General features: G+C 41.9%; 9 protein-coding genes. 1 reads left to right on the top strand and 8 read right to left on the bottom strand.

The annotated features are described in order from the left end of the window. The 6 genes from groEL to AC075J_RS06030 all read right to left on the bottom strand — a co-directional run. Nucleotides 1–1,003: chaperonin GroEL (groEL, locus tag AC075J_RS06055; RefSeq protein WP_476390141.1), on the bottom strand; the 1,003-nt coding region annotated here is incomplete at its 3' end. Between the two features lie 131 nt (nt 1,004–1,134). Then, nucleotides 1,135–1,419: a co-chaperone GroES gene (gene groES, locus AC075J_RS06050; RefSeq protein WP_008705701.1), complete on the bottom strand. Its 285-nt coding sequence runs from the start codon at nt 1,417–1,419 to the stop codon at nt 1,135–1,137. A gap of 394 nt (nt 1,420–1,813) precedes the next feature. Then, on the bottom strand, nt 1,814–2,599 hold the full coding sequence (gene codY, locus AC075J_RS06045) for a GTP-sensing pleiotropic transcriptional regulator CodY (RefSeq protein ID WP_008705703.1): 786 nt from the start codon (nt 2,597–2,599) through the stop codon (nt 1,814–1,816). A gap of 371 nt (nt 2,600–2,970) precedes the next feature. After that, nucleotides 2,971–5,040 carry a type I DNA topoisomerase gene (gene topA / locus AC075J_RS06040; RefSeq protein ID WP_008705704.1) on the bottom strand — a complete coding sequence of 690 codons (2,070 nt, stop codon included), beginning with the start codon at nt 5,038–5,040 and terminating at the stop codon, nt 2,971–2,973. A 131-nt stretch (nt 5,041–5,171) separates the two neighbouring features. Next, nucleotides 5,172–6,089, bottom strand: coding sequence for a DNA-processing protein DprA (gene dprA, locus AC075J_RS06035; protein ID WP_022380743.1), 918 nt, complete (start codon nt 6,087–6,089; stop codon nt 5,172–5,174). Nucleotides 6,090–6,109: 20 nt separating this feature from the next. Further along, nucleotides 6,110–7,666, bottom strand: a complete 1,557-nt coding sequence (locus AC075J_RS06030) for a YifB family Mg chelatase-like AAA ATPase (protein WP_227311325.1) — start codon at nt 7,664–7,666, stop codon at nt 6,110–6,112. Between the two features lie 349 nt (nt 7,667–8,015). Between AC075J_RS06030 and AC075J_RS06025 the strand changes: the two genes are divergently transcribed. Further along, a complete protein-coding gene (locus AC075J_RS06025; RefSeq protein ID WP_020993399.1) occupies nt 8,016–8,231 on the top strand; it encodes a helix-turn-helix domain-containing protein in 216 nt (71 codons plus the stop codon). A gap of 78 nt (nt 8,232–8,309) precedes the next feature. Here the strand turns inward: AC075J_RS06025 and AC075J_RS06020 are convergent, their stop codons facing one another. After that, nucleotides 8,310–8,912, bottom strand: a complete 603-nt coding sequence (locus tag AC075J_RS06020) for a hypothetical protein (protein ID WP_476390140.1) — start codon at nt 8,910–8,912, stop codon at nt 8,310–8,312. A gap of 53 nt (nt 8,913–8,965) precedes the next feature. Further along, the gene (locus AC075J_RS06015) at nt 8,966–10,381 is read right to left on the bottom strand and encodes an amidophosphoribosyltransferase (RefSeq protein ID WP_476390139.1); all 1,416 of its coding nucleotides are present in this window, start codon (nt 10,379–10,381) and stop codon (nt 8,966–8,968) included. Nucleotides 10,382–10,586 lie beyond the last annotated feature (205 nt).

Here is a 10,586-nt window from a genome sequence, read left to right as displayed (position 1 = left end):
CCATACCGTCAACGATAACTGTGTTCTCTTTTGCAACTTTAACAGATTTTGCACGTCCTAACTGCTCCATAGTTGCATCTTTCAGTTCCAGACCAACTTCTTCGGAGATTACCTGGCCGCCTGTAAGGATTGCGATATCCTGAAGCATTTCTTTTCTTCTGTCACCATATCCCGGAGCTTTGACAGCTACTACCTGGAAGGTTCCTCTTAATTTGTTTACGATCAGAGTTGTAAGAGCTTCACCCTCTACATCTTCAGCAATGATAAGAAGTTTCGCACCAACTTTTACGATCTGCTCCAGTAATGGAAGGATTTCCTGGATGTTGCTGATCTTCTTGTCTGTGATCAGGATATATGGATCTTCCAGATTTGCTTCCATTTTTTCCATATCTGTTGACATATATGCGGATACATATCCACGATCGAACTGCATACCTTCTACAAGGTCAAGTTCTGTGTGCATTGTCTTGGATTCTTCTACTGTGATAACGCCGTCTTTGGAAACTTTTTCCATAGCATCTGCTACTAACTGTCCAACAGTCTCATCGCTTGCGGAAATAGATGCAACGTTTGCGATCTGTTTCTTGCCGCTGATTGTCTGGCTCATGTTCTTGATTGCTTCTACAGCTACATCTGTAGCTTTCTTCATTCCTTTTCTGAGGATGATCGGGTTAGCGCCTGCTGCCAGGTTTCTCATTCCTTCGTGAACCATAGCCTGTGCAAGAACAGTAGCTGTTGTTGTACCATCACCTGCTACATCGTTTGTCTTGGAAGCAACTTCTTTGATCAGCTGTGCGCCCATGTTTTCAAATCCGTCTTCCAGTTCGATTTCTTTTGCGATTGTAACACCGTCGTTTGTGATAAGCGGAGCACCGTATGGTTTGTCAAGAACTACGTTTCTTCCTTTCGGTCCTAATGTTACTCTTACTGTATCAGCTAATTTATTTACACCAGCTTCAAGAGCTGCTCTGGCTTCTGCGCCGAATTTAATTTCTTTTGCCATGATAATATGACCTCCTGATTCAAATTTTGATCTCTATGAATTTTTTCTGATACTTAGCCGGTATTTCATGTTACATCCTGTAAATATTATCTTATAAGTATCTTCATTTATGTTTTCTATTTTGATATTGCTTATTTAACAATTGCAAGAATATCATTCTGTTTTACGATAATGTATTCTGTGCCATCCATCTTTACTTCTGTTCCTGAATATTTGGAGTAGATAACTTTATCACCTACAGCTACTTCCATTTTTACTTCTTTGCCGTCAACAACTCCGCCAGGTCCTACAGCTACAACTTCTGCCTGCTGTGGTTTCTCCTGTGCCTGTCCCGGAAGAACGATTCCGGATTTTGTTGTTTCTTCTGCTTCAACCTGTTTTAATACAACTCTGTCACCTAAAGGTACTAATGTCATGATCTATATCCTCCTTTATTCTCCAACTAAAGCTTTCCTGTTACCGTACTCTTTTCGTTATCGCAAAATATCCGGTAACTATTTCGGCACTCTGTCTGATTCTGCCGATTTTTGCTAGCACTCATTTACTTCGAGTGCTAATCACTGTCCTTATATTATTGAAAATGAGTCGATTTCGCAAGTGCTTTTATCATTATAAAATAATCTATATTCTCTTTTTTACTTATATATACTCTTTTTTTCTTTTGTTTTCTTAATTTACAAATAATTTTGTCATAACAAGTCCGGAGAGCTTTATTATGTTATAAGCATATTACGGAGTAATTTTCTTTAACATAATAAAAAGACCGTCCACCATACAGCAGACAGCCTTCTTGCATTCATTATTTACGAATCAGGATTTCTTATTTCTCTGAGCTTTAATCTCTTCCAGTTCATCAAAGATGACTTCATTCAGCACTTTAATGTAGGTTCCTTTCATACCGGAAGATCTGGATTCAATCACACCGGCACTTTCAAACTTCCTCAAAGCGTTTACGATAACAGATCTGGTGATTCCCACGCGGTCTGCGATCTTACTTGCAACCAGGATTCCCTCATCTCCGTCAAGTTCATCAAAAATATGGATGATCGCCTCCAGTTCGGAGAAAGATAAAGTATTAAACGCAGATTTCACTACCTGCTGCTTTCTGTCCTCCTCAGCATTCTCTTCATGAACCGCTCTCATCATCTCAAGCCCTACAACGGTTGTTCCATATTCACTGACAATAATATCTTCAATGTCATATGGTTTCTCATAACGATACATAAATACAGTACCCAGTCGTTCCCCTGCAATATCTATCGGATTAATGATTCCCTGATAACTGCTTGATACATGTTCAAATCCCAGTGTCTGAAGATTTACATTCTCTTTTGTTGACAGGACACCCAGAAATCTCTCGTTTAACAGGGAATCTACATATCCGCCAACCTTGTCCTCGATCAGTTCAGTGATCTCCTCTACTCCCGGGCATAAACTGACACCCAGAACCTTTCCTTTTTTACTGAGAACCAGAATGTTGGAACTCAGTGTCTCCATCAGAACCTGACAGATGTCATTAAATACCACTTTGCTGGAACTGCTGTTATGCAGAAGTTTATTAATTTTTCTTGTTCTATCCAGCAGCTGAACACTCATATTGTCCTCCTTTCACCCTGTACATATCCGAAATCTTTCTGTCATTATTTCATAAATGAGCAGTCACTTTCTTTTGCTCGCAAGGAAGATTCAGACACACATGGTCATTAACATTACTGATACTTTGATTTTACACGTTTTAAAGTCAAATTACAAGACAAATTTTACTATTTTTTTATTTATTTTTGCTTTTCTGAAAATAGATTCCTTTTATAATATTATTCAATAAATATCATCATTAAAAATTCAAAGGATTGAAGACAAAAAATCAGAAAGTCACTGACTGTAAGACAAAAAACGGAACTGTTGCATTAATGAAATTCATTTTCAACTGCTGCAACAGTCCCATTTATAACATTTACAATCCGTTATTATTCTTTCTCGTCCTTTGCCTCTACATATCCACATGTCTCCTGGCTGCAGACAAGCTTATTCCCCTTTTCCACCATATAGCTTCCACATTTCGGGCATTTCTTTGCTGATGGTTTCTGCCAGGACATGAAATCACAATCCGGATTATCCTCACATCCGTAGTACTTACGTCCTTTTTTGGTTTTCTTAAGCACAATCTCTTTTCCACATTTCGGACATGCCACCCCGATCTTCTCAAAATATGGTTTGGTATTTTTGCATTCCGGAAATCCCGGACATGCAAGGAATCGTCCATGAGGACCATATTTGATCACCATATGTCTGCCACAGTTTTCGCAGATCACATCTGTCACTTCATCCTGAATATCAACCTTTTCAAGTTCTTCCTCTGCAGCATCTACATCCTTCTTCAGATCCGGATAGAAGTTGCTTACTACTGTCTTCCACTTTACAGTTCCTGCTGCCACACAGTCCAGAAGCCCTTCCATAGTCGCAGTGAAGTTTACATCTACAATACTCGGGAAAGCCTGTTTCATAATATTATTGACAACTTCCCCCAACTCTGTAACATACAGGTTCTTCTGTTCTTTTGCAACATAACGGCGGCTGATGATCGTTGTGATCGTCGGCGCATAGGTACTTGGACGTCCGATCCCCAGTTCTTCCATAGTCTTGACCAGAGATGCCTCTGTATAATGTGCAGGCGGCTGCGTGAAATGCTGTTCTGGTTTCAGTTCCTTAAGACTAAGCTTCATTCCTCTTTCAAGACTCTGATTCAGAACATTTCCTTTTTTCTGGTCCTCTTCATCTGTGTATACAGACATAAATCCGTCAAATATGATCTTGGAGGCAGAGACTGTAAAAATATACTGGTCTGCACCAATCTTTACAGATGTTGTTTCGTATTTTGCAGGAGCCATTCTGCTGGCCGCAAAACGTCTCCAGATAAGCTGATACAGTCTGAACTGATCTCTTGAAAGAGATTCCTTCAGTACAGCCGGTGTACGGCTGATGTCTGTAGGACGGATCGCTTCGTGAGCATCCTGAATCTTCTGTCCCTTTTTCACAGCTTTCTCAGACTTTGAAACATAATCCTCTCCGTACTGAGCAGTGATATATTCTCTTGCCGCAGCATCTGCTTCCTCTGAGATTCGGGTAGAATCTGTACGCAGATAAGAGATCACACCTACCGTTCCATTTCCTTTGATATCAATTCCTTCATACAGCTGCTGTGCCAGACGCATTGTCTTCTGTGTGGAAAAGTTTAAGGTCTTGGCTGCTTCCTGCTGTAAGGTACTTGTAGTAAAGGGAAGCGGTGCATTCTTGATCCTCTCGCCTTTCTTTACTTCATTGATCTCATATTCTTTATCTTTCAGAGAGGCCAGAAGTTTATCCATTTCCTCTTTGCTGTGGATATCCATCTTTTTATCTGTTCCATAAAACTTCGCCTGCAGCGGTTTCTTCTCACCCTTCACCTGAAAATCTCCCTCCAGGCTCCAGTATTCTTCCGGAATAAACGCATTGATCTCATCTTCTCTGTCACAGATGATACGAAGCGCAACAGACTGTACGCGCCCCGCACTTAAGCCTCTCTTGACTTTTGCCCAGAGAAGCGGGCTGATGGTATAACCTACCATACGGTCAAGCATACGTCTTGCCTGCTGTGCATCTACCAGATCCATATCCAGGTCTCTGGCCTGTTTGATTGATGATTTTACTGCTGTCTTGGTAATCTCGTTAAAGGTAATCCTGTGCATCTTCTTCGGATCTTCTTTTAATGCCTGCATCAGATGCCAGGAAATTGCCTCTCCCTCGCGGTCAGGGTCAGTTGCAAGATAAATCTTATCTGCTTTCTTTGCAGCCTTGCGAAGCTTTGCAAGCAGTTCTCCCTTTCCTCTGATCGTTATATATTTGGGTTCAAAATCATGCTCAACATCAATTCCGAACTGACTCTTCGGGAAATCACGGACATGTCCGTTAGAAGCTTCCACATCGTAATTCGCACCGAGAAATTTCTTTATTGTTTTCACTTTTGCAGGTGATTCTACTATCACCAGATATTTCGCCATGCTACCTCTCCTAGTCGTAATCTGTTATTCTTCACAGTGTCCCTGAACGGGCACATTGCCTGACAGCGATATTGTTACATATGAAAATCGCCCTGCGCCGCAGAAACGTGAAGCACAATAATCATAAATCGTCAACTGTCTTTTACATAATAATGTCTCCCGCTCTCTCTTATGAGCCCCCGCAGTGTCAGTTCCACAAGACAGTTGCTTACCTGTGCCGGGGAAAAGCCTGTTTTTCTCACAATGTAGTCGGGATTTTTTGGTCGTAAATCGAGACAACTATACACCATATTCAAATCTCTTGCAAGTCCCAAGTTGTTTTTTTCACCGTTTTGTGTTACTTTTTCCATCGAAATTCCAAGTTCTTCCAGCATAATTTCCGGACAGTATGCAATCCCTGCGCCGTCGTAGATCAGCTTATGGCAGCCTCTGCTGAGTTCATCTGTCACTGCCCCCGGAATCGCATAGACCATCTTTCCCTGTTCCAGTGCAAATCCCGCAGTGATCAGCGAACCGCTGTTTTCTTTTGCTTCCACTACCAGAACCGCGTCTGACAAAGCACTAATGATCCGGTTTCGCGCCGGGAAATGCCAGGAAACAGGTCCTGAACCCAGTGGACATTCACTGATGATCCCACCATTTTCCCATAAGATCCTCTCATAGAGTTTTCTGTTAGATTTCGGATAGCATACATCAACACCACTTCCAAGCACCGCAAATGTAGGCATCTTTCCTTCCAGTGCGCCTTTATGTCCTTCTGAATCAATGCCAAGTGCCATACCGCTGATAATCTGGACTCCAGCTACACTTAACGCTTTCGCATACCGGAATGCCTGCATCCTTCCATAAGGACTGCACATTCTGGCACCGATCACTGCCACCGTTCTTCTCTTAGGATCAGGAAGTCTGCCTTTTACATAAAGCTTTGCCGGCATGGAGGCATACTGCTTCATTATCTGAGGATATTCCGGATCTGATTTCTCAATACATCGTATCTGACCTGTACTGTATTCTTCTGTATGATTATTTTTCACATCAGTTCTTTCCATATAAAATACCTCACTGACCTTTATTTTATGACAGAATCTTTGTCAAATGCCCTGTACGAAAGTGCTTCTCCGATATGATGACCGGCAATCATTTCTTCCCCTTCCATATCCGCAATTGTTCTGGCTACCTTCAGAATCCTGTGATAGGATCTGGCACTGAATGCGATTTTTTCAAAGGCTCTTGCCAGAAGTCGGGATGCGCTGTCTGTAAGAGGGCAGAATTTATCGATCAGACTGCTCTTCAGCTGCCCGTTAAAATTTATTTTCTCATCTTTATACCGTTCTTCCTGGATCTTCTGTACTTTTTCCACTCTTTTTCTGATAGCAGCGGAATTTTCTCCCTTTCTTCCACAGTGAAGCTGTGAAAAAGAAACCGGCGGTACCTCAGTGCTGATATCAATTCTGTCCAGAAGAGGGCGACTGATCTTTCCCATATAATGTGTGATCTCACCTGCTGTACAGGTGCATCTGTTTAAATCCGGATAATAACCGCAGGGACAGGGGTTCATCGCTGCACATAACATAAAATCCGCCGGAAAGTTGTAAGTTCCGCTTGCTCTGGCTATCTGGATCACTTTATCCTCCATGGGCTGTCGCAGAAGTTCCAGACTTGCTCTGGAAAATTCCGGCATTTCATCCAGAAAGAGTACACCTTTATGCGCAAGAGTGATTTCGCCGGGTCTGGGATTACGCCCGCCTCCTGCAATTGCCTGCGGAGTACTTGTATGATGAGGGCTGCGAAATGGTCTCTCATCGATCAGAGGATGTTCTCTTGAAAGAAGTCCTGCAATACTGTAAATTCTGGTAAGCTCCAGCTTTTCTTCAAAGCCAAGCCCAGGCATGATCGTCGGCAGTCTTCTGGCAAGCATGGTTTTGCCCGTTCCCGGAGGTCCGATAAGGAGAAGATTGTGAAATCCGCTTACTGCAATTTCCGCCGCTCTTTTTGCTCCTTCCTGTCCTTCAATGTCTGAAAAATCCATTCCCATATCTGTATTTATAATAGAAGGAATTTCTTCCTGTATTTCCCTCTTCAGATAGGGTTCCGGATTCTTAAGACACTCGACCAGTTCCCATAAATTTTTTACTCCTGCTACCGGCACATCCCTGATCAGTCTTCCTTCTTTCAGATTCTCATAGGGAACTACGCAAAAACGACTGCCCAAACTTCTTGCACACAACACAATCGGCAGGATTCCGGATATCCCATGGATTTCTCCGTCCAGACCGATCTCCCCTGCCATCATAACTCTGCTGACAACCTGAGGGCTGATCATCTCAAAAGCAGCCAACACTGCTGCTGCCACCGGTACATCAAAACCGGCGCCCTCTTTCTTCATGTCTGCAGGAGCAAAATTGACGGTAATTCTCTTTGGTGGAAACTGATAACCATTATTCTTGAGTGCTGTGCGTACCCGTTCCTGCGCTTCCTTTACCTGCGCAGAAGGAAATCCTACCATGATAAAGGAAGGAAGTCCGTTACTTACATCAGCTTCTACCTGCACAGGGCATACTTCCACCCCAAAAATTGCAGCTGATAATACACTTGCAAACAAATATAAACTCCTTTCTTCCGGCATAAATCTCCCCCGATATTTATGCTCACCAAAAAATATATAACAATTCGTTACTGTTCACTCCGTTCACAGTAACGTAGCCAAAATTCATTCCAGATTGCCTGCGGCAATGGAATTTTGGCTTGTATGTCTCGCCAAACAGCGGACGACTGAATAGTTACATCACTTAAATTGTATTGGAAATTATTTCAGAAATCAGATTAGAAAAAAGATTATTTTTATAATAGACCATTTTGCTCTGTTTTGCAACCGTTCATTTTGTTCTGTTTTATACTTTTTTCAGTACATAATCTGCGAAGGCTTTTCACAGATCATGTTTGGGAGTACACTACAAAACAGAGAGGTGAACTATATGAAATTTCAGCGTATTCAGGATTTACGTACAGATGCTGACATGTCACAGAAACAGCTCAGCGAAATTCTTCACATCAGCCAACGTTCCTACTCTCACTATGAGACAGGTTCACGCAATATACCGGTTGAAATGCTTATCAGACTGGCAAATTATTACGATATAAGTGTTGATTATCTGGTAGGACGCACTGATAAAAAAGAGATGAATAAATAAGTAAAATCACTTTTTTAAATATAAAAGGATTCCTGTAACTGTTTATGTTACTGAATCCTTTTATATTTTTTGTATCTTTTATTCTTTTATCATAACAGTATCCACAGAAGGATGGACTTTTGCACCCTCCGCTTTTGTTTTTGTCTTAATATTCACATAAAGACGACCATTATCAAAGGTAAGATAACCCTTTGCTACATTTCCCAGCGAGTCTGTAAACGAGAATCTGGTTGCATTTCCTGCGACGGATTTCTTTACTTTTGCCTTGCAGGTGGCTGTCTTTTTCTTATTTGTCTGCCAATAAGTGAATGTGATCGATTTCTGGCTGAGTTTTTTAATTTTAATCTTAACCCTGCCATTCTCACTGCGCCAGGTTCCCAGATAGTCCTCCGGGTTAAAAACATATGCCCTTTCCAGTACAGGTGTTGGTGTTACCGTAGGAATCGGCGTTGGGGTAGGTGTGGGTGTAGCTGCAGGTGTCGGTGTTACAGTGGGAACTCTTTCCAGTGCCGCGATCGCTTCTGCTTTTCTCTGTTCTCTGTCCACGTTCTTTCTGTGTTGGAGCAGCAGAGTATCTGCCAGCATAAGCAGGATAAACAGGATAATTACAATTATCAGAAGTTTTATAAGTCTTTTTTTCTTTTTATTCCGTTTCTGTTTCCCATTGTTTGTTATCGACAAATCTGCATCTCCTCTTCTGTTTCTTGTTCGTTACTATCCGACGGTCAGACTCCTTATTCTTTTCCATCCCAGCAATAGGTACAGAGTTTACATGGTGAAATTCCAATGGAAGCTTTCAGGTCATCAAGTCTGTGGAATTTCAGTGATGTGAAATTCAGCTCCTTACGGATTTCTTCCAGCATTTCTTTATAATTTGCTGAATTTGGATCTGCATAGTCTGCCAGGACTTTATCACTGACATTCTCTCCCTCACGTTTGGCTATCACACGTCTTGTGATCAGGTCCATCTCTGATTTTGAACGTGAGAAATTCAGATATTTACATCCATAAAGTAAAGGCGGACATGCCGGACGGATATGTACTTCCTTTGCACCATTTCTGTAAAGAAATTCTGTCGTTTCTCTTAACTGTGTTCCACGCACAATAGAATCATCAATCATAAGAAGGCTCTTATCCTTGATCAGACGGTGCACAGGAATCAGTTTCATTCTTGCGATAAGATTTCTCTGGCTCTGCTGTGTAGGCATAAATGATCTTGGCCAGGTTGGTGTATATTTGATAAACGGACGGGCAAAAGGCACACCGGACTGGTTCGCATATCCGATTGCATGGGCAATACCGGAATCCGGAACACCGGCTACAATATCAGGATTTACTTCTCCCCTGTCTCTTTTGGCCAGCATATCACCGCAATGATAACGCATTTCTTCTACATTCACACCCTCGTAGGCAGAAGTAGGATATCCATAATATACCCAGAGGAAAGAACAGATTCGCATCTCTTCCCCTGGTTTCTGCAGGGTTTCCACACCGTCCGGAGTCACTGCAACAATTTCTCCGGGTCCCAGTTCTTTCAGGTCTTCATATCCAAGATTCAGATATGCAAAGCTCTCAAAAGATACACAACAGGCATCTTCTTTCTTTCCCACGATCAGCGGAGTTCTTCCAAGACGGTCACGTGCTGCCAGAATCCCCTTTGGTGTCAGGATCAGCATGGTCATAGAACCTTCTATCGCTTCCTGCGCATAACGGATTCCCTCAATCATGTTGTCTTTCTGATTGATCAGTGCAGCTACCATTTCTGTGGGATTTACGCTTCCTCCACTCATTTCCAGAAAATGAGTGCATCCGTTTTTAAAACAGTTGGCAATCAGTTCATCCATGTTATTGATCTTTCCAACTGTGGTAATTGCAAAGTTGCCAAGATGAGAGCGCACCAGAAGTGGCTGAGGTTCATTATCTGAAATACATCCGATTCCCAGATTTCCCTCCATCTCACCAATGTCACCATCAAATTTCGTCCTGAACGGCGCATTTTCAATGTTATGAATCACGCGGTCAAAACCACGTTTCTTATCATACACTGCCATTCCGCCTCTGCGTGTTCCCAGATGGGAATGATAATCAATTCCGAAGAAAAGGTCCAGAATGCAACTGGACTTTGATGCTACTCCAAAAATTCCACCCATTATCGTATTCTCCTTTTGTTCATCATCTTCAGGCAACTTTTATCATAATCCTCTTCGATAATCCATTTAAAAAGATTACTATAGCCCGTTTCATAACGTTTTCCTTCACTATAACAGTTCTTATCCTGCCAAATTGCTGTAAAAACAGTTATATCACACAACACTCCCATTATATAGAATGAAAATTTAGAAGTAAAGAGTTTTA

This window comes from Blautia sp. ZXY-1-C6 (assembly GCF_056339875.1).
The sequence above is the reverse complement of the archived record's forward strand: the minus strand, read 5'-3'. Positions and strand labels throughout refer to the sequence as shown.

Coding starts and splice junctions, on each gene's coding strand:
- groES (WP_008705701.1), bottom strand. CDS start 1,419: ATGACATTAGTACCTTTAGGTGACAGAGTTGTATTAAAACAGGTTGAA.
- codY (WP_008705703.1), bottom strand. CDS start 2,599: ATGAGTGTTCAGCTGCTGGATAGAACAAGAAAAATTAATAAACTTCTG.
- dprA (WP_022380743.1), bottom strand. CDS start 6,089: ATGGAAAGAACTGATGTGAAAAATAATCATACAGAAGAATACAGTACA.
- AC075J_RS06025 (WP_020993399.1), top strand. CDS start 8,016: ATGAAATTTCAGCGTATTCAGGATTTACGTACAGATGCTGACATGTCA.
- AC075J_RS06030 (WP_227311325.1), bottom strand. CDS start 7,666: ATGCCGGAAGAAAGGAGTTTATATTTGTTTGCAAGTGTATTATCAGCT.
- topA (WP_008705704.1), bottom strand. CDS start 5,040: ATGGCGAAATATCTGGTGATAGTAGAATCACCTGCAAAAGTGAAAACA.
- AC075J_RS06015 (WP_476390139.1), bottom strand. CDS start 10,381: ATGGGTGGAATTTTTGGAGTAGCATCAAAGTCCAGTTGCATTCTGGAC.